The following is a 19,611-nucleotide window of genomic DNA, read 5'->3' as shown; positions in this document are numbered from 1 at the left end:
AATTTTAAAAGTTAACATTCAGACCCATCAAATAGGTTCTTGGCTGAGGATAATATCCAACATCTATCCCTTTAGCCCAAGACTGATTTACGTTTCCGAAACCAATTTCTGGATCCATTCCTTTGTACTTTGTGAATGTATAAAGGTTATTTCCTGCAACATATAATCTGAATTTACTGAAGAAACTCAGTTTTGTTGTAAGCTTTGTTAAATCACATCCGATTGTAGCATTTTTAATTCTGAAGAAATCTGAATCCTGAATATATAAATCTGAGAATTTAGTATAGTTCCCGTTTGCATCAGTTCCGTAAGTTACTCTTGGAATTCTGTTAGAAGTTCCTTCGGTTGTCCATCTTCCTAACACATCTGTAGTGTTGTTTGTGTAAGCACGTGTATAATCGTGAACTCCAAAAACGTTTTGTCCTCCAGCAATACCGTAAGTATTAATAGAAAAATCAAAAGCTTTGTATGATAATTCTAAATTAACACCGTAGTTAATATCTGGATTTGGGTCACCAATTTGAGTTTTATCGTTTGCATCGATTTTTCCGTCATTATTTAAATCTACGAAACGAACATCTCCTGGCTGTGCATTTGGCTGAACACCTGCTGCAACTTCAGTAGCATTTTGGAAAATTCCGTCAGTTTTTAATCCGTAGAAATACCCCATTGGTTTTCCAACCTCAACACGGTTCATCTCGTCTAAACCTTGGAACAATACGTTTGATTCTCCATGAATGATTCCTTCATTGTTAGCAATTTTCAACACCTCGTTTTGGTTACGAGAAAGGTTTGCATTGATTGCAAAATTCCAATCTTTTCCAAAACGTGTACGGTAAGATAAACCAATTTCAAAACCTTTGTTGCTTACGTCACCACCATTAATGTAAGGTGCAGTTGCCCCAGCATAAGTTGGGATAGATGCCAATACTAACCAATCTTTTGTTTTCTTGTCATAGTAATCAAAAGTTAAAGTAAAGTTGGTAAACAATGTAGCATCAAAACCTAAGTCTAACTGCTCAGAAGTTTCCCATTTTAAGTTACGGTTTGCTAATTGGTCAGGGCTTGAACCTACTAAAAGAGTTTCGTCACCAGTTCCGAAATGATATGTTTTATCTGTAGAATTTACAGTTGACATATAAGCAAATCTTCTAGCAAACTGGTCGTTTCCATTTTGTCCCCAGCTCGCTCTTAATTTGAAAGTATTTAAAACTTTATTTTCTTTAAAGAAAGCTTCTTTATCTAAATTCCATCCTGCAGAGAACGATGGAAAAATAGCGTATTTATTATCTGGACCAAATTCTGATGAGCCGTCACGACGAACTGTTGCAGAGAATAAATATTTATTGTTGTAATCGTACAATAAACGTCCGAAGTAAGATTGAATAGAATAATCTTTACGATTTCCTTTTACCACATTTGATGTCGGATCTTTTGCATTATCTAAATAAGCATGTTCGAAATCATCAAAAATCAAGTTTCTTCCTTGACCTTCCATATAATCTGCTGTATTCTTTTTTGCAGAAGTACCCACTAATACATCAAAATTATGAGCATCGGCAATATTGAATTTGTATTGAAGTGTATTCTCAAAAATCCATCCTAAAGATTTTGTAGCACTTTGCGTTACGCTAGAAACAGTATTATTATCATTTGAAGAAAGAGAATAAACTGGTCTGAAAGAACGGTAATTGCTATCTGTCATATCAACACCATAACTTGTTCTGAAAGTAAAGTTTTTTGCAAATTTCAATTCAGCAAAAATATTACCTACATAACGATTTGTTTTAGTCTGATTGAAGTTGTTGTAGTATAAAGATCCAACTGGATTGCTGATATCCTGAGAAATAATAGAATGAGCAAAATCTCCATTTTCATCATATGCTTGATCAATTGGAGCAGCATTTAAGAAACTTCTAATTGCATTGCTGTAAATACCATCATCTGCAACACCACTAGATTTAATATTTGACAAAGTGAAGTTTTCACCAATTTTCAAATATCCTTTAATTACTTCAGAAGTAGAGTTTACTGTAAAAGTAACACGATCATATTGAGATTGATTTGTAGATCCGCCAATCATACCTTCTTGTCCGTAGTAAGATAAACCAGTTGCAATGGTAGATTTTTCGTCACCACCCGTAATCAAAAGAGAATGATTTTGTTTCATTGCACCTTCGTTAAACAAATCTTTTTGCCAGTCATGATCAGGAAATGAAGCAATTTGCTCTTTTGTGTATAAGGGAGCATATCCAGAATTTACACGAGCTTCGTTCATGATTGTTGTATATTCCTGTGTATTCATTAAATCCAGTTTTTTAGCAATCTGCTGAAAACCTGTGTAAGAACTGAAAGACACATTCATTTTACCATCTTTTCCTTTTTTTGTTGTAACCAAGATAACTCCGTTTGCTGCTCTTGCTCCGTAGATAGATGCTGCAGAAGCATCTTTTAAAACGTCAACCCTTTCAATAACAGATGGATCAAGATATCCAATTCCGTTATCTACCACTACACCATCAACCACATAAAGAGGATCACTGTTTCCTGCTGTACCCGCTCCACGAATATTTACCACCATATTCGCTCCCGGCTGACCAGAAGATGAAGTTACAGAAACCCCAGAAGCTTGACCTTGTAAAGCATTTACAACATCAAGACTCGCAACCTGCTGGATGTCTTTTCCAGACACCAAAGAAGTTGCCGCAGTATTTACTTTCTTCTTTTGAGTACCGTAACCGATTACTACAATTTCTTTAAGTTCTGCAGTTTCTGGATTTAAAACTACATTCACCGTTTTTTGAGCACCAACAGTAATATTTTGTGTTTTGAATCCTACGAAAGTGATCACTAAAACATCTCCCGTTTTAGCCTCCACTTTATATTTTCCATCAAAATCGGTAACAGTACTCGATTTTGTTCCCTGTACTTGTACAGTTGCTCCTGGAACTCCAAATCCGTCTTCGGAAGAGGTAATTGTCCCACTTACAGTTTTGGATTCTTGAGCAAATCCAAACTGCATCATAAATACGCTAAGCAGCACCGCCATAAAATATGGAAGCTTTGTTGTTTTAATACAATTTTTGCTTTTCATAATAAGAATTGATTAAGTTTAAGTTATAGTTAGTGTTTTTTACCCTAAGAGAAATCCGGAAAATTTCCCAAGCAGGTCATGCCAAAAATGAGGGCCTGAATCTCATTTCCAACATTTAGTACTTGCAGACTATAAACAACTTCAAAATCAATTCTTCCTGCAAAATTTGATGATGGTAATCTCATCAAAAAGCTATTTAAATCAATTTTTATAAAAAACATTTGTGGTAAGTTTAAGTTAAGTGTAAGTTTGTTCTTTTTTTACTTATAGTCAGTTTGAATTTATCTTATGGTAAATTTGACTACAAGTGTAAAACAAATTTTCTATATTAACAAAATATTAGGGTTATTTTTTTTCGATTCTGATTAATCCTAATTCATTTTTATTAATGTTGTAAAATCTTAATCAGAATTGAAATAAAAAATATTGAAAAATCAACGTTTTATAAAATTGACAATCAGCCATTTAAGGATTACTTTAAAAAAGATCCTTTTTTAGCACATTTTTAAATAGCTGATTATCAAAAATTTGTTTCGTTAAAAAAAATATAAGGCCTTCAAAAAGGTTAATAATGATTTTATTTATTTAATTTGTCAAAATTTATCTCATATATGGTTGAAAATGTAGACGACAAAACTGCTCAAAAAAATGAAAACAGTGCGATGAATGCCATCACGATTGACTGTGTTATTTTTGGTTTTGACAAAGGCAGTCTTGAAGTACTTTTGGTACAACACGCCGAAGGTATCAGCAAAGGAAAATGGGGACTTCCGGGTGGATGGATTTATAAAAAAGAAAGCACAGACAATGCCGCTCATCGTTTATTGAATGAGCTTACAGGTCTTGATAATATTTATCTGGAACAACTGAAAGCATTCGGAGATCCAGATCGTTTTCCGCTTCGACGCGTTATCACAATCGGATATTATGCGCTTGTAAAAAGAGAAGATTATAATATTAAAGCAGGTTTTACAGCTTCGGATGCGCAATGGTATAAAATCAATGAAATTCCAGATTTGATTTACGATCATAATGAAATTTTAGATTACAGTATAAAACATCTAAGAAATAAAGTTCGCCAGACTCCAATTGGTTTTAATTTACTGCCAGAAAAATTTACACTATTACAATTAATGCATTTGTATGGAGAAATTTTAGGAATCGAAATGGACAAACCTAACTTTAGAAGAAAAATTCTTCACATGAAACTTTTGGTCGCATTAGACGAAAAACAACAAGATGTATCACATAGAGCGGCTCAATTGTACAAGTTTGATCCAGAAATCTATGAAAAACTGACTGAAAAAGGATTCAATTTTGAGTTCTAATTTTCAATACAAATTACTAACACGACAACAATAAATTGACTGAAATAACTAATAACCACCACAAACCAGCCGTAGACGGAATCACAATTGACTGCGTTTTCTTCGGGTTTAACAAAGAGAGTCTTGAAGTTCTCTTGGTTCAGCACGCTCAAGGAGAAAGTAAAGGCAAATGGGGTTTACTTGGCGGATGGCTTCAAATAGATGAAAGTGCTGATAATGCCGCACAGCGCATTTTACAAGAACTTACAGGTCTTGAAGATATTTATCTAGAACAGCTGAAGGCATTTACAAATCCGCAACGTGTTCTGGAAAGACGTGTTGTGACGATTGGTTACTATACTTTAGTCAACAGAGAAGACTATAATATTAAAGCCAGTTTAAGGGTTATTGAAGCAAAATGGTACAAAATCAAAGATGTTCCTGAGCTGATTTTTGATCACAATGAAATTCTTGATTTCAGTTTAGCACAACTAAGAAACCGTGTTCGTCAGGCACCAATTGGATTTAATCTTCTTCCTGAAAAATTTACTTTATTGCAATTAATGCATCTGTATGAAGAAATTTTAGGAATCGAATTGGATAAATCTAATTTTAGAAGAAAAGTGCTTCACATGAAACTGCTTACCGCATTGGATGAAAAGCAAAAAGATGTCTCGCATAGAGCAGCAAAACTTTACAAATTTGACCCTGAAATGTATAAGAAATTAACAGAAAAAGGATTTAATTTTGAATTTTAATGCCATTTTTAATTCTTTACAATCAACTATCCTATATCTAGATTCCAGAATCCAAAACTTTGCGCTATCTTTGCGCCTTAATAACATGCTTTATAGCAATTGCTTTAGCCTGTTTTATACCCAAAAATACTTAAACTCGTTTTAGAGAACTGATATATACAAATGAAGAAGATACGTAACTTTTGCATTATTGCACACATTGACCACGGTAAAAGTACATTGGCGGATAGATTACTAGGCGCAACACAAACTGTTACAGCTCGTGAAGAAAAAGCACAATTGCTTGACAACATGGATCTGGAGCGCGAGCGTGGAATTACCATTAAGAGTCATGCCATTCAGATGGAATACAAATACAAGGGCGAAGAATATATCTTAAACTTAATTGATACTCCTGGGCACGTTGACTTTTCATACGAAGTTTCAAGATCTATTGCTGCCTGCGAAGGTGCACTTTTGATTGTTGATGCTGCACAAAGTATTCAAGCACAAACAATTTCAAATTTATATTTAGCACTTGAAAACGACTTAGAAATCATTCCGGTTTTGAATAAAGTCGATTTACCAAGTGCAAACCCTGAAGAAGTTAGTGATGATATTATCGATTTATTAGGATGTAAATTAGAAGATATTATTCATGCTTCAGGAAAAACTGGTTTTGGTGTAGAAAACATTCTTGCTGCCATTATCGAAAAAATTCCTGCTCCAAAAGGAGATCCAGAAGAGCCGTTGCAAGCTTTAATTTTCGACTCTGTTTACAATCCATTTCGCGGAATTGAAGTAATCTTTAGAGTTGTAAATGGTGAAATCAAAAAAGGCCAAAAAATTAAATTTATGGCTACAGATAATGAATATTTTGCTGACGAAATTGGAACTTTAAAATTAAATCAAGTTCCTAAAAATGTAGTTTCGGCTGGAGATGTTGGTTATTTGATTTCTGGAATTAAAGAAGCTCGCGAAGTAAAAGTTGGTGATACGATTACAGATGCAAAAGTTCCAACAACAAATATGGTTGCTGGTTTTGAGGATGTAAAACCAATGGTATTTGCAGGTATTTATCCTGTAGATACAGAAGACTATGAAGATTTGCGTTCTTCAATGGAAAAATTACAATTGAATGATGCTTCATTAGTTTTTACTCCTGAAAGTTCTGCGGCATTAGGATTTGGTTTCCGTTGCGGATTCTTAGGAATGCTTCACATGGAAATTATCCAGGAACGTTTAGAGCGTGAGTTCGATATGACTGTAATTACAACAGTTCCTAACGTTTCGTATTTGGCTTATACTAAAAAAGAGCCAGAAAAAGCTATTGTTGTAAACAACCCATCAGATTTACCAGAGCCTTCAAAATTGGATCGAGTTGAAGAACCATTTATTAAAGCTACGATCATTACAAAATCTGACTTTGTTGGAAACGTAATGAGTTTATGTATCGAAAAACGCGGTTTAATTACCAATCAAACATACCTAACAACTGAACGTGTTGAATTGAATTTTGACATGCCTTTGGCGGAAATTGTATTCGACTTCTACGATCGTTTGAAAACCGTTTCTAAAGGTTATGCTTCTTTCGACTACTCTCCAATCGGAATGCGTACTTCTAAATTAGTTAAACTTGACGTTCTTCTAAATGCTCAAACAGTTGATGCGCTTTCTGCATTGATTCACGAAGACAACGCATATAACATCGGTAAAAAAATGACCGAGAAATTACGTGAACTTATCCCAAGACAGCAATTTGATATTCCGATTCAAGCTGCAATTGGAGCTAAAATTATTGCTCGTGAAACTATTAAAGCACTTCGTAAAGACGTTACCGCAAAATGTTATGGTGGAGATATTTCGCGTAAGCGTAAACTTCTTGAAAAACAGAAAAAAGGTAAAAAACGTATGCGTCAGGTAGGAAACGTTGAGATTCCGCAAGAAGCATTTATGGCTGTTTTGAAATTGAATGACTAAGTCTTTTCTTTTAAATAAAAGAAAGAAACAAGAATAAAGACGAAACCCAATGACGAAAGTTATTGGGTTCGTCTTTTTAAATAATTACAGAAAAAGATTAAATATGTTTTTATTCTATATTACCTTCATTTAATAAGTTTTCAACCTAGCTTCTAAATAAATGGTGAATTCGACAACCCGGCTTTAGAAGACCATATATTTTGTCCTAAATAATTATTAAGTCTTAAATCTCCTGTAAACTCTAAATAAATATAAGCTCCTATTTTTCCCGTAGTTCCTGTACTCCATAAAACTGCTCCTGAAACACTTCTTACAACAAAATTACCATCTGTTTGCATAACTGCATATGCCCCAGGGTTACCATATGTTTTAGTGTGCCATATTACTTTTCCAGTATTTTCAGAAATTTCAAGATTTCCATCACTTTTCATTCTTAAAGTATACTTATAATTATTTGTCATAAAGTACGCACCTGATTTCAAGACTTCTCCAGAAACTAATTTGACTCTAAATGGATCTGATGCTGGAGGTTGGGGATACAATACAGTCGCAGATGCTTTATCTTCATTAGACAAAACGGTGTTTAATGGAAACGAATACCCATTTAAAGTTAAATAACTAGGGAAATAGTATAACATTATTGATTCAACATCAAAATTAGTATAGTCAACTGTTGACGGTGAAAACTTATTCAAAATATTATTATCAACTTTTTCCTTGTCCCAGCCTATCGACGCATAATAATTGTAAACTTCCGGGACATTCCATTGTATCGGTGAAGTAGGATTTTGATGTTCATGACCAAATCCTAAAGCATGGCCAAACTCATGAATAACAACACGACTAAATTCTTCATCTGATGTATTATTATCAAACCACCCAAAGTTCATTGACGGTGAATTTTGAGCAATTTTATAACAATTATTCCCAATATTCGACCAAGACCCAGCATCACCATTCCATTTGAAAGCAATTTTGATGGCAGCAGTCTGCCCGCTAGTTACCCATTCATATTTTAAATTTGAATATTGCAACCATTGATTAGCAAATTGCTTTACCTTGTTTTGAAGATAAGCGTCTCCATTCAAAAATTTGATTCTTATTGTCTGTCCTGGCATCCAATAACTACTTTTATAGGATACCCTTCCTGTTGGACTCGCTTCAACAGCAGGTTCTATTGTTGTACAAGATCTGAATGAAATTTTTGCTTCACTGTTATTTGATAGATCCTCACTATCTTTTGAACACGAAAAGAAAAACACAATGCATAATAAAGTAAGATATTTTTTCATAATTAAATTTTTTAAGTAAATAAATGTAATCAAAAGTTTATCTAAAAGTAGGTATAAACTTATTTTTTGTTGTTAAATTTTATAAAACTGTAAGATTGTTCTAATAATCATAAATATAATCTCTTATAAATAAAGGGTTAGCTAGGATTTTAATGTAAATATCTAATCTATAATAAACTCCTCTTATGCTGAAAATTTAAATAAGCAAAAACCTACAATTTATAAAAAAACAACATTAATATATTGTATATGAGCACTTTTAAAAAAAAAACAATCAGTTTTAAGATAAAAAAAGTATTTTTATTCTTACAACTTTAAATTCTAATATTATGAAAACCAAATTTTGTATTATTTTAGCCTTATTTACATTTTCTTTAGCAAATGCTCAACAGGAAGAAGTTGAATCAGAAATGCATTCGGCTAAAGGCGTTACTTTTAAAAAAGGTGATATGTTTATTGAAGGTGGAATTTCTCTTAGTACTAGTGATGGAGAAAATGCTTATTCTATTAATCCTAAGTTTGGATATCTAATTGCAGACAACTTTGCAGTTGGTGGAGATTTAGATTTTGGCGGTAGTAAAGTCGATGCTAACGACGCCAAAACAAACTTTTTTGGAATTGGTGCTTTTGCAAGATATTATTTTTTCGAGGCCGATAAGAAACGTTTCAAAGCCTATGGTGACTTAGGATTTGGTTATAGTCACTTTAGAGAACAAGGAAACGTTGTTGGAGGCGGAAGATATGATAATACTACGAATGGAATAAAAGCAAATATTACTATCGGTGTAAATTACTTCTTCAGTAAAAAATTCGCAGCAACTTTTACCCTTGCAGATATTTTAACCTATAACAATGCCAATCCTGAAAATGGTGCTTCATCAAGTAGTTTTGAATTAAACATAAATTTATTTAATAATGTTTTTGCACAACCAAAATTTGGACTACTGTATAAATTTTAATCCACTTTAATAATATACTTTAAGACCCTCAATAATTTAGTTTATTGAGGGTTTTTCTTAAGACATAAGTGTTCCGCATATTCCTAATCCAATAATTAAATATAGCGCTCCAATAATAAAGCAAATCTTTGCTCCATTCGGACTGTTTTTCTTGATTGCAAAACCAATAATTGCCATTAAAATTGGCGGTCCCACCATAATCGCTATAAAAAATGCAATCAAACCACTTAAATTACCAACTTCTAATCTTATCATATGCTTTATACATTACTTCTTAATTCTTCTAGTCGCTTTACTTTATCATCTCTGTAAAATAAATTCATTGTTTCAAACGGAATTATTTTATTGTCCTTATTGACAATATGAACACAAGATTTTTTTATTGCTCTCACGTCAAAATTATATGCATCGATAAACTGCATGATAATAATTCTAAAGAGATTGTCGTAACCTAATTCTGGTGCATCAATATTAGGAAGGCAACATAAAATCGATTTCAAGTTTTCTTGCGCTACTTCTACAGAATTTCCTGTGCTAAACAGATCTATCATTTTGCCGCGAAGCACTTCATCCTGCTCGTAAATAATAGTGTTTTTGCTATTATCCAATAAATCATTTGGATTAATATATCGTGTCAGCGGAAAAACTTCGTCTCCCAGTTTCAAAGCATAACCCATAACTAAAGCATCTGGATTACAGGGAACAGGAAGTAAATCATCTGAATTAAAAACTGTAGTCTGCTCCAAAATTTTTCTTCTTACTTCTGTTAATGTCATGCGATCGGTTTCTAAGTTAAAATTCTCCAATCTACCCGCAATTTGAGTCGGCTGAAATGTAACGCCTCGAACACATTTTTGCTTTAGTGCAAACTCAATAATTTTACCAATTTCATGATCGTTTAATCCTTTCTGGAGCGTGACAACTAAAGTGGTAGACAAATTAACTTCATTTAGATTTTCTAAAGCTTGTTTTCGTATTTCACTTAAATCTGCACCACGCAGTTCTTGCAGCACACTATCTTCAAAAGAATCAAACTGAAGATAGATTTCAAAATCTGGAGAATAGCTTTTTAGTCTCTGAACGAATTCTTTGTCTTTTGCAATTTTGATTCCATTTGTGTTTAGCATTAAATGCTTTATCGGAATTGATTTTGCATAATCCAAAATTTCAAAAAACTCGGGATGTATCGTTGGTTCTCCTCCGCTAATCTGCACCACATCTGGTTCTTTTTCGTTTTTAACAACCGTATCGAGCATTGCTTTTATTTCTTCAAGGGTTCTGTGTCTACCATAACTAGGCGATGAACCAGCATAACAAGTCGGACATGTCAGATTGCAACGATCTGTAACCTCAACAACTGTAAGACAAGAATGCTGTTCATGATCTGGACATAAACCACAATCGTACGGACAGCCATAATGCGTTTTTGTATTAAAAGTATACGGCATCTCAGATGGTTTATTATAGTTTCGGATATTTTTGTAGTACTGAATATCGTCAGCAATTAAAACCTTAGAACTTCCATGTTCCGGACATCTTTTAAGCATGTAGACATTCTCGTCTTCAAAAACAATTTTAGCATCAATTCTCTTTAAGCATTCTGGACAAAGGCTTAATGTAAAATCATAATAAGTATATTTTCTAACTGGCATTTTTTACAAATAAATTTAAAATTGTTTTGTTATAATAAAGCAGACAAATTAAACATAAGATCTGAATGGAACTTATTCCAAAAATCAGGAAATAATTGGGTTTCAGAAATTCTACGAAAAAGCGAAACGTAAAATAGGCAATCATAAAATACTGAAATAGCAAACCGTTTTTAAGATTTCTTGTTTTCAATTGCTTCAGAACAAAAAACAAAATAATCAAAAAAATTAATTCGTATAAGGCAATTGGATGTCTTTTAATATTATCTCCAAGATTCATCCCCGTAAAAAAGGTCGTTTCTTTTCCATATGTAAACTCATTGGTTCCCGATAAAAAACAGCCAATTCTTCCAATAAAAATTCCCACAATAATCGGAAAGACAAATAAATCACCCGATGATTCTTTTTCACCAATAATCTTCTTAGCAATTTCAACGCCCAAAAGTCCGCCAAACAATCCTCCCATAATTGTTTTGGCATTGAAGAGTTCTAAAATAGATTTGACATCAGAATGAAAAACAGGATTCTCTAGAAAGCCCATAATTCTAGAACCTAAAAAAGCTCCAATTGCTGCTCCCAATATAATTGATAATCTATTGGCAGAAACAATAGTATCTTTTGTTCTTTTTCTCGAAAAAACATAATATCGATATCCTAAAAAAAATGCCAGATATTCTAAAACTAAATGGATGTTAATTTCATAACCAAAAATAACTGACTCAAAAGGAAGTTTCATTCTTTATCTGAAAATTTAATACTATAATTCTGTAAAGATGCAAAAAAAATGTTTAAATTCATTTGTCTTATAAAGTTAAAGCTGTTTCAATTTGGAACAGCTTTTTTTATTCTTAAAACACTAAACCTTTGTAACTTTGAATCTCTAACCTTTGAACCTAAAAAAGAAAAAATGCTCGACGAAAGCCCAAAACGATTTGACAGAATTGTAGCCATTCTTATTCAATTGCAATCTAAAAAGATTGTAAAAGCACAAGAATTGGCAGATCGTTTTGAGTGCAGTTTAAGGACTATTTATAGAGATATTAGAACTCTTGAAGCTTCTGGCGTTCCTATATATAGTGAAGCTGGAGTTGGTTACGCATTGATGGATGGTTATCGTCTTCCGCCAGTTATGTTCACTCGCGAAGAAGTTAGCAGTTTTATTGCTGCCGAAAAACTAATGCAAAAATTTACCGATCCTTCTTTGGGAACACATTATGCATCTGCGATGTACAAACTGAAAGCCGTTTTAAGGAGTAACGACAAAGATTATCTTTCGAACATCGAATCTAGAATTGTCATGCAAGATGCAGAACCAATGTTTAATGATAATTCACCTAATACTTTGGCGGTTCTTTTTGAAGGAATTGCAGAGAAAAAACAGATTCTTTTAACCTATAAAACTTTTGAAAAAGACGAAACTACAGAACGCAATCTTGAGCCTGTAGGAGTTTTTCATGACAATAATAATTGGTATTTTCTGGGATATTGTCATCTTAGGAAAGATTACCGTCAGTTTAGAACCGACAGAATTCAAGGCATTAAAAAAACAGATGCTGATTTTACAATCGAACACGATGCTCTTGAAACTTATTTGACTAAAACTGAAACCCATCCAACAACAAAAGTTCGTATTTTAATTGACCGAAAAATCGCCAGATATTTAGCAACTGAAAGAAAATATCATGGTTTTATATCGCAAAAAGAGGTTGGCGAAAAAATCGAAATGACTTTTATGTCCAAAGATATTAACAATGCCTTTCCGAGATGGTTTTTGATGTATGGTGATTACGCAGAAATTCTCGAACCTGAAATACTAAAAACCAATGTCCTGCAATTATTGGAAATCAACAGAAAAAGACTTTTATAAAAAAACTCCTGAGAGCAATATCTCAGGAGTTTTTTTCATTTATTTCTGTTTTATAACATTATAAAAATTGTAATCTGTGTTCGAGGCATCTGTAATTCCAATATTTCTTCCCATGGTTACAATTTGTCCTCGATGATAAGTTCCATGATTGATAACCTGAATTAAATATTCAGAAATTGGCAATTCGCACTCAAACCATGGATTTGTAATTTTAACTTCTTTTATCAAATCTTCTTCTGCCAATGAGTTGATAAGATGTTTCAATCTTGTAGATGAATTGAGCAATCCTTCAAATATTTCTTCTTTTGACAATTCGCTTTCTGGCTTCTTTACAGTCATTTCATTTTCAGAAATTACAGAAAACCAATATTCTTCTGTAGACCAGATATGATCTAGCGTTTTCATAATAGTAGAGAAACTCGATTGAACTTCTGCATAAAGCAATTCATCAGCTTTTGGCGAAAGCCAGTTTACAAATTGTTGGTTTACCCATAAATTGTAATCTGCAAAATTGGACATTATCTTTTTTAAACTCATTTTCTTAGTTTTAGATTTCTGATATTAAGTTAGTAAAAATTTACGAATTATCTTTCCCAGAAAAATGGAGGTTCGATATTTAAAGCTCTTAAATACACATAAGCTTGTCCGCGGTGGTGTACTTCATTATCGATAAAATATAAGATATTCTGAATTACAGGAAATTCATATTGTCCAAAAAGGTTAAAGGTCTCGCTAAAATCTTCAACTGATAGTTGTTCCCAATATTTATTAATTTCTTCTGTAGCTTCATCCCATTTTTCAAGATATTGTGCCTTAAAAATCAATTTTTCAGCTCCTTCTGAGAATGGTGCAGTTTCTTTCGTTACAATTCCTTTTAAACCTGGAACTGCAATAGCCAAAAGCTCATCTACTAATTTTGAAAAAGTTCTCATTCCGCCAATTGAAAATTCGAAGAAATCTTTCTCTGGAAAAATTTCAATTAAACGGCGTGTAAGAGCTCTGTGACCTTGCCAATGTTTCAATAAATCTTCTGAAGTAATAACTTGTGCTTCTAATGTTTTCATGGTTTTAAAGTTTAAATATTTTTAATACTTCAAAAGTAAAATGGGCTGGTGACAACAGTTTGTCAGCAGCAAAAAATATTTTTCATTTATTTTTTGCTGCTGACAAACAATGTAGAAACACAAAAAAACTTTGCATCTTTGAACCTTTGCATCTTTGTAACTTAAAAAGAAAAATCCTTTGTACCTTTACACCTTAATAACTTTGGAACTTAACAGAAATGATAGAAGATAAAAATCAGCAGAGAACTAGTATAGCGCAATTGGGCGAATTCGGTTTAATTGACCATTTAACCAAAAACTTTGATGTTACTCAGGAATCGACTTTAAAAAGTATTGGAGATGACGCTGCTGTTCTTGATTTTAAAGACAAAAAAGTAGTAGTTTCTACCGATTTATTAATTGAAGGAGTTCATTTTGATTTGGCTTACATGCCGTTGAAACATTTAGGATACAAAGCAGTTGTGGTAAATGTTTCTGATATTTGTGCGATGAATGCAAAACCGACTCAAATTACGGTTTCGGTTGCAGTTTCTAATCGTTTCCCGCTCGAAGCTTTAGAAGAATTGTTTGCAGGAATTACACACGCTGCAAAAGAATATAAAGTTGATGTTATTGGCGGAGACACGACCTCATCTCAAAAAGGATTAATTATAAGCATAACTGCAATCGGAGAAGCTGATGAAGATGAATTGGTTTACAGAAACGGAGCCAAACAAACCGATTTATTAGTCGTTACGGGCGATCTTGGTGCTGCTTATATGGGACTGCAGGTTTTAGAACGCGAAAAACAGGTTTTTCAGGTTAACCCAAACAATCAGCCCGATTTAGATCCTTATACTTATTTGGTAGAGCGTCAATTGAAACCTGAAGCACGAAAAGATGTTCGCACATTACTGCATGCTTTAGATATAAAACCAACCGCAATGATTGATATTTCAGACGGATTATCTTCTGAGATTATTCATATCTGTAAGCAATCTAAAGTTGGCTGTAATTTGTATGAAGATAAATTGCCATTAGATCCACAGTTTATTTCTACTTGCGAAGAATTTAATATTGACAGCACAACGGTTGCCATAAACGGCGGTGAAGATTACGAGCTTTTATTTACAATTGACATTAATGATTTTGACAAAATAAAAGGAAATCCGAATTTCTCTGTTATAGGTCACATGGCAGAAGAAAATGAAGGAATCCATCTTGTAACCCGTGCCAATACAAAAATTGCTTTAAAAGCCCGCGGATGGGATGCATTGACAGAATAGTTTGAGTTTTCGGTCACGGTCGCAGTACGCAACAGTAGAATAAATTAAAAATCCTATCAGGTTCTTGAAATCTGATAGGATTTTTTATTACGAAGTTTTGTTCTAAAAATCTAAAATCTGAACTCTAAAATCTAAAATCTAAAATTTTAAAACAGTCCTTTGCTTTTAGCTTCTTTAACTAAATCTTGATCAGAACCGCTTTTTATTTTTAACAATTCCATTAAATGTTTTTTTCGCTTTTCGATGGCATTTAAAGAAATTGGAATATTCTGCAGCATTTCATGAATTGGAGTTCCTTTTCCTAAATGAATTAATATCTGTTTATCGTATTGATCAATCTCAATTGCATTGTGCGTCGATTGATTCAGCATTTTTACAACTGATTGACTGTAATATTTCTCATTATTCATTACTTTATCAAAAGCCAGAAGCAATTCATCAAATGTAAGATCATTTTTAATGATTAAACCATTGGGCTGAATTGTTCTGATAATGGTTTTAATTTTCAGCAATTCGGTATACATCGTCAAAAGAATAATCTTGCAGGAAGGCATTTTTTTCAAAAGTAATTTTGCCAGATCTTCACCAGAAAAAATTTCTTTTTCTTCATAAGCAGGCATACTGATATCCAAAAAAGCAATATCAAAACTTGGCGTGTTATTATTTTCTATTATATCATAACCCGATCTGCAATCATGCGCCTGTGAAATCAAAAACTCATATTTATTTGGAATATAACGAGTTATAGCATTTTTATATCCCTCAATAATAAACGGATGGTCATCTACTATTAAAATATTCTTTTTAACTAATTGTGGAACTGAAGCTGTTAAATCAAATGTCATTATGCAGGTTATTATTTGGCTCTATTGGGACTTTTATGGTGAGAATTGTTCCTTCTCCTTTGGCAGATTTTATCGTAACTGTGCCCTTACACTCTGTTGTTCTATATTCTATATTATGCAAACCAATTCCATTTTTAGTCTTATTGGCATTAAACCCAATTCCGTCATCTTCTATTGTTAAAATCAAATTATTATTTTCATTTTTAAACTCGACTTTTATAATATCTGCCTCAGCATATTTATTACAATTCTGGAGTCCTTCCTGAACAATTCTATATAGATTGATTTTTACAATGTTGGTTATCATATCCCACTTAATCTCAGGATCATAAACAGTGATCAATTTCGAACTATATGTATTTCTTTGATCTTCAAATAGTTTATTCAAAATCGAAACAAAATTATTAATTAATTCCGATTTTTCTCTATTTAAGTCATGCGAAATTTCCCGAATATCCTGTTCAACATTTTTCAATTCGTCAAGATATTTTTTTCTTTTAGCAATCGCTTCAGATTCGTCTAATTTATCGAGACTATCCAAACTTATTCTAATCCCAAACATTCGTCCTAAGACACCATCATGCAATTCCTGCGCTACTTTTTTCTTCTCTTTTATTCTTGTAAGCTCAATTTCATTTTGCTGCGAAATCATCAAATTGTAAATATCTTCGTTTGCAATCTGTTGTTGCTGTTTAAAAAGAAGTTCACGATTTTTGGCCTGCTGCGTTTTGTAAACATAGAAAAACAATCCAAGCAATGTACAAATACTAAATACATAAACCAAAGTTTTATTTTTTTCTTGAAGATTAGAATTTTGATCTTTAATTTCGTTGGTTTCGTATTCTATTCTAGAAAATTTCTCTCCCATATTTCGCTCTGCCTTGAGCATTTTATCATTTAATTGAATATATTCTTTTGAATATTTAGATGCATTTCGAGGATCTACTACAGCGATTTGCTTTAAAGCAAGTAAAGTATTCGCTAATTTATCTGAAGAACGCGAAAGAACCAAAGCTTGTTTAGAAAACTGTATAGCTCTGAAAGTATCTCTTTTAAATGCATAATACTCAGACAAATGAATCTGATTGGAAACCTTAGTCATTTTCAATCCCAAGCTATCTCTGATTTTTAGAGACCTGTAAAATTGATCCGGAAGCCCGTCTAATCGTTTTGATTTCAATTTTGAATAAGCCAGATTATCAAGCAGCATGGCGTATAAAATAGTTTTTTCTTCGAACAGGTTTCTTTCTTGAAGCCCTTTTTCAAAATAAATAATGGCTTGTTTATAGTTTTTCATACGCATGTAAACAAACCCGATATTGTTTAAAGAGGTCGCCTTTAGCTGAAGATCAGCTGGAATCGATTTATCATTTAAAGTATTTAAAGCTTTATTCTGATATTCCAATGCTTTTTCATATTCTTCCCTTTCATTATACAAAATACCCAACAGATTATAACATTCGTAAAGTTGGTCATTTACATTTTTTTTGTTTTTTAGAATACTTAAAGCTTTGAATACGGATATTTCGCTTTCAAAAAAATCTGACTCGTTATATTGTAGACTTGCTTTGCTTAATAAAGTTTTTGCCAAATTATATTGATCGTTAATCTGCAAATAAATCTTCTGCGCTAGAAAATAATTTCTAAAAGCACTATCAGAAATCGCTTTTGAACTATAATAATCCCCTAAATAGATGTAAGCTTTTGCAATACTTGCTGAATCTTTACTGCTTATAGACCTATCCAAGACCAATTGTGAAATTGCATGATATGATTTAAAATCATTCATATTATAATACCTATTGGCAATTTTAAACAAATTAACTCTACTAATAGAATCGTTCTTTTGCTTAACTACTATAGAAAATGCCTTTTGAGCGTATTTTTGTTTAAGGTCAAAATTTATCTGAATATCATTTGCCAATGACAAATAAACAGGAAGACTATCCTGCACTGAAGTTAGTTCATCTGATTTTTTCTTTTGGGTACAACCTGAAAAAATCAATAATAAAAACAATAATATTAGAAAATATCTTTTCAATACGAATTTTGAATTTTACCAAAAATACTAAAACTACAAACATAAAAAAAGGCTGCCAAAAAATTGACAGCCCAAGTGACCTTGTAAATATTTTCTTTTAATTAGTCTATTTTCTTAGAATCACCAAAAGATTGGTTGATTTTAGCAAAACCTAATTCGTTGTTTTTAACTACTATCTTATTATTAGCAATACGTGGATCTTGTTTTCTTCCTCCTCCAGTAGAACCATCTACAGGAGTAACTACACCTAATTTTTCATTAGAAAAAGTTGTTGAAGTTGGCAATACAAATGAAGTTGCAACAATTGCTAATGAGAATAATCCGAATGTTAAAGCTGTTTTTTTCATGACCTGAGGTTTTAATGTTTTGTATTATTTTTTTGGAGATGATTCACAGTTTGCTTGCGAATCAGAGTGTAAAACTAACACTAGGATGAAAAAAAATTTATACGAAAAATTAGGTTTGTGGTCAATCATACCCAATTGATAGTCAATGGATAGCAAATCAATGTAAATATCTAATTTTTAGACTTCTATATAATTCCCTGCTGCAAAATCGGCAATAATCTGCTCAACATTTGCTCTATAGGTTTTAGAAAAAGGAATCTTTTTTGTGGAGTTTTTTATGTAACAGATTGAGTTTCCGCTATGAATCCTTGAAATATAATTTCGATTGATCACATAACTGTTATGAATGCGTATAAAAGGATACGTCAAAACACTTTCAAAATGCTTTAATGTTTTAAACGCTGTAATCATTTCGCCAGTATTCAAATAAATATCGGTCGAGTTATTATCGGCTTGAAAATAGCAGATATCTTCTGCATTTAAATAACGGTAATCGCCATACGATTTTATACAAATTGTTAATGGTTTCTCTACATTTTGAGGAATCGTTACGTTATTGACATTATCTATTACAATTGAAGTCTGCTCTTCTATTGAACTTATAGTTTTTGACTCTAAATTGGCTTTTTTAAGCTTTAAAACTGTTTTTAGAAGATCAATATGAGTAACAGGTTTTAAAAGATAATCAAAGACACTGTACTGAATTGCATCAAACGCTTTGTCTTTTGTATTTGTTGTGATAATGATTTTTGGCGTTTCCTGAAAAAAACGGTGCAATTCACTAATAAAAGCCAAAGACAAATGACTTGACAGATTTTTGGGTTCGATTTCGAGAAAAATCAAAGCTGGTTTGTGTTCTAAAACCAAATCTAAACCTTCTTGAAAATTTGAAGCCGAAGCCGTAAAAGATAATTCTGAAAAACCTGAAGCGGTTGTTTTGGTTTTCAAAATACTCTCAGCATCATCATCAATTATAATATACGAATACTTTTTCAATTTAGGGTCTTGTTGGTTTTCTCACGGCGCAATCATAATCAAAAAATAGCTTTAAATTGCGGTAATGAAAGAAAATATTATTCTTTTTGGTGATATGAATTTAAAATTACGCATTTAAACATTTTAAAAACCTCATTGTTAACACATTACGCCAAAATGTTGATACAT

17 protein-coding genes are annotated in these 19,611 nt (G+C 32.4%); 6 read left to right on the top strand and 11 right to left on the bottom strand.

What is annotated here, in order from left to right:
• Positions 1-4 precede the first annotated feature (4 nt).
• Positions 5-3,094, bottom strand: a complete 3,090-nt coding sequence (locus ABXT06_RS17230) for a SusC/RagA family TonB-linked outer membrane protein (protein ID WP_354591841.1) — start codon at positions 3,092-3,094, stop codon at positions 5-7.
• Between the two features lie 611 nt (positions 3,095-3,705).
• Between ABXT06_RS17230 and ABXT06_RS17225 the strand changes: the two genes are divergently transcribed.
• From ABXT06_RS17225 to lepA, 3 genes are all read left to right on the top strand, one after another.
• Positions 3,706-4,422, top strand: coding sequence for an NUDIX hydrolase (locus ABXT06_RS17225; RefSeq protein WP_354591840.1), 717 nt, complete (start codon positions 3,706-3,708; stop codon positions 4,420-4,422).
• A 35-nt stretch (positions 4,423-4,457) separates the two neighbouring features.
• Positions 4,458-5,159, top strand: a complete 702-nt coding sequence (locus ABXT06_RS17220; protein ID WP_354591839.1) for an NUDIX hydrolase — start codon at positions 4,458-4,460, stop codon at positions 5,157-5,159.
• Between the two features lie 162 nt (positions 5,160-5,321).
• Complete coding sequence (gene lepA, locus ABXT06_RS17215) at positions 5,322-7,118, top strand: translation elongation factor 4 (protein WP_274254687.1); 1,797 nt, start codon at positions 5,322-5,324, stop codon at positions 7,116-7,118.
• Between the two features lie 152 nt (positions 7,119-7,270).
• Here the strand turns inward: lepA and ABXT06_RS17210 are convergent, their stop codons facing one another.
• Positions 7,271-8,410, bottom strand: coding sequence for a M12 family metallopeptidase (locus ABXT06_RS17210; protein WP_354591838.1), 1,140 nt, complete (start codon positions 8,408-8,410; stop codon positions 7,271-7,273).
• A 329-nt stretch (positions 8,411-8,739) separates the two neighbouring features.
• Between ABXT06_RS17210 and ABXT06_RS17205 the strand changes: the two genes are divergently transcribed.
• Entirely contained in the window at positions 8,740-9,369 is a 630-nt protein-coding gene (locus ABXT06_RS17205) for an outer membrane beta-barrel protein (RefSeq protein ID WP_354591837.1), read from the top strand.
• A 57-nt stretch (positions 9,370-9,426) separates the two neighbouring features.
• On the opposite strand, the gene ABXT06_RS17200 is transcribed toward ABXT06_RS17205, so the two are convergent.
• From ABXT06_RS17200 to ABXT06_RS17190, 3 genes are read right to left on the bottom strand one after another with little or no spacing between them, the layout of a single operon-like run.
• On the bottom strand, positions 9,427-9,624 hold the full coding sequence (locus ABXT06_RS17200) for a hypothetical protein (protein WP_354591836.1): 198 nt from the start codon (positions 9,622-9,624) through the stop codon (positions 9,427-9,429).
• Positions 9,625-9,629: 5 nt separating this feature from the next.
• Complete coding sequence (locus ABXT06_RS17195) at positions 9,630-11,021, bottom strand: radical SAM protein (protein ID WP_354591835.1); 1,392 nt, start codon at positions 11,019-11,021, stop codon at positions 9,630-9,632.
• The gene (locus ABXT06_RS17190) at positions 11,011-11,754 is read right to left on the bottom strand and encodes a prolipoprotein diacylglyceryl transferase (protein WP_354591834.1); all 744 of its coding nucleotides are present in this window, start codon (positions 11,752-11,754) and stop codon (positions 11,011-11,013) included. The genes ABXT06_RS17195 and ABXT06_RS17190 overlap by 11 nt, the downstream gene beginning before the upstream one ends.
• Before the next feature lie 171 nt (positions 11,755-11,925).
• Here ABXT06_RS17190 and ABXT06_RS17185 point away from each other — a divergent pair, with 171 nt between their 5' ends.
• Positions 11,926-12,885 (top strand): helix-turn-helix transcriptional regulator, encoded by a 960-nt coding sequence (locus ABXT06_RS17185; protein ID WP_354591833.1) that lies wholly within the window; start codon positions 11,926-11,928, stop codon positions 12,883-12,885.
• Positions 12,886-12,924: 39 nt separating this feature from the next.
• On the opposite strand, the gene ABXT06_RS17180 is transcribed toward ABXT06_RS17185, so the two are convergent.
• Together ABXT06_RS17180 and ABXT06_RS17175 are read right to left on the bottom strand one after the other, a co-directional pair.
• Entirely contained in the window at positions 12,925-13,422 is a 498-nt protein-coding gene (locus ABXT06_RS17180) for a DinB family protein (protein WP_354591832.1), read from the bottom strand.
• A gap of 47 nt (positions 13,423-13,469) precedes the next feature.
• On the bottom strand, positions 13,470-13,949 hold the full coding sequence (locus ABXT06_RS17175) for a DinB family protein (RefSeq protein ID WP_354591831.1): 480 nt from the start codon (positions 13,947-13,949) through the stop codon (positions 13,470-13,472).
• Between the two features lie 218 nt (positions 13,950-14,167).
• Here ABXT06_RS17175 and thiL point away from each other — a divergent pair, with 218 nt between their 5' ends.
• Positions 14,168-15,214: a thiamine-phosphate kinase gene (gene thiL / locus ABXT06_RS17170; protein WP_354591830.1), complete on the top strand. Its 1,047-nt coding sequence runs from the start codon at positions 14,168-14,170 to the stop codon at positions 15,212-15,214.
• A 146-nt stretch (positions 15,215-15,360) separates the two neighbouring features.
• Here the strand turns inward: thiL and ABXT06_RS17165 are convergent, their stop codons facing one another.
• The 4 genes from ABXT06_RS17165 to ABXT06_RS17150 all read right to left on the bottom strand — a co-directional run bounded on the left by ABXT06_RS17165 (position 15,361) and on the right by ABXT06_RS17150 (position 19,443).
• On the bottom strand, positions 15,361-16,059 hold the full coding sequence (locus tag ABXT06_RS17165) for a response regulator (protein WP_354591829.1): 699 nt from the start codon (positions 16,057-16,059) through the stop codon (positions 15,361-15,363).
• Positions 16,049-18,100 carry a tetratricopeptide repeat-containing sensor histidine kinase gene (locus ABXT06_RS17160; RefSeq protein WP_354591828.1) on the bottom strand — a complete coding sequence of 684 codons (2,052 nt, stop codon included), beginning with the start codon at positions 18,098-18,100 and terminating at the stop codon, positions 16,049-16,051. Before ABXT06_RS17160 ends, ABXT06_RS17165 begins: the two co-directional genes overlap by 11 nt.
• A 101-nt stretch (positions 18,101-18,201) precedes the next feature.
• Positions 18,202-18,447: a hypothetical protein gene (locus ABXT06_RS17155; protein ID WP_354591827.1), complete on the bottom strand. Its 246-nt coding sequence runs from the start codon at positions 18,445-18,447 to the stop codon at positions 18,202-18,204.
• 177 nt (positions 18,448-18,624) lie between these two features.
• Positions 18,625-19,443 carry a LytR/AlgR family response regulator transcription factor gene (locus ABXT06_RS17150; RefSeq protein WP_354591826.1) on the bottom strand — a complete coding sequence of 273 codons (819 nt, stop codon included), beginning with the start codon at positions 19,441-19,443 and terminating at the stop codon, positions 18,625-18,627.
• Positions 19,444-19,611 lie beyond the last annotated feature (168 nt).

It is taken from the genome of Flavobacterium sp. UW10123, assembly GCF_040538975.1.
GTDB lineage: Bacteria > Bacteroidota > Bacteroidia > Flavobacteriales > Flavobacteriaceae > Flavobacterium.
This window is presented reverse-complemented; position numbering and strand designations above follow the sequence as displayed.

Bases quoted from the DNA above. Each gene is read 5' to 3' on its own strand.
- ABXT06_RS17155 (WP_354591827.1), bottom strand. From the start codon at position 18,447: ATGAAAAAAACAGCTTTAACATTCGGATTATTCTCATTAGCAATTGTT.
- ABXT06_RS17225 (WP_354591840.1), top strand. From the start codon at position 3,706: ATGGTTGAAAATGTAGACGACAAAACTGCTCAAAAAAATGAAAACAGT.
- ABXT06_RS17200 (WP_354591836.1), bottom strand. From the start codon at position 9,624: ATGATAAGATTAGAAGTTGGTAATTTAAGTGGTTTGATTGCATTTTTT.
- lepA (WP_274254687.1), top strand. From the start codon at position 5,322: ATGAAGAAGATACGTAACTTTTGCATTATTGCACACATTGACCACGGT.
- ABXT06_RS17165 (WP_354591829.1), bottom strand. From the start codon at position 16,059: ATGACATTTGATTTAACAGCTTCAGTTCCACAATTAGTTAAAAAGAAT.
- ABXT06_RS17190 (WP_354591834.1), bottom strand. From the start codon at position 11,754: ATGAAACTTCCTTTTGAGTCAGTTATTTTTGGTTATGAAATTAACATC.
- ABXT06_RS17205 (WP_354591837.1), top strand. From the start codon at position 8,740: ATGAAAACCAAATTTTGTATTATTTTAGCCTTATTTACATTTTCTTTA.
- ABXT06_RS17180 (WP_354591832.1), bottom strand. From the start codon at position 13,422: ATGAGTTTAAAAAAGATAATGTCCAATTTTGCAGATTACAATTTATGG.
- ABXT06_RS17230 (WP_354591841.1), bottom strand. From the start codon at position 3,094: ATGAAAAGCAAAAATTGTATTAAAACAACAAAGCTTCCATATTTTATG.
- ABXT06_RS17195 (WP_354591835.1), bottom strand. From the start codon at position 11,021: ATGCCAGTTAGAAAATATACTTATTATGATTTTACATTAAGCCTTTGT.
- ABXT06_RS17210 (WP_354591838.1), bottom strand. From the start codon at position 8,410: ATGAAAAAATATCTTACTTTATTATGCATTGTGTTTTTCTTTTCGTGT.
- ABXT06_RS17185 (WP_354591833.1), top strand. From the start codon at position 11,926: ATGCTCGACGAAAGCCCAAAACGATTTGACAGAATTGTAGCCATTCTT.
- ABXT06_RS17175 (WP_354591831.1), bottom strand. From the start codon at position 13,949: ATGAAAACATTAGAAGCACAAGTTATTACTTCAGAAGATTTATTGAAA.
- thiL (WP_354591830.1), top strand. From the start codon at position 14,168: ATGATAGAAGATAAAAATCAGCAGAGAACTAGTATAGCGCAATTGGGC.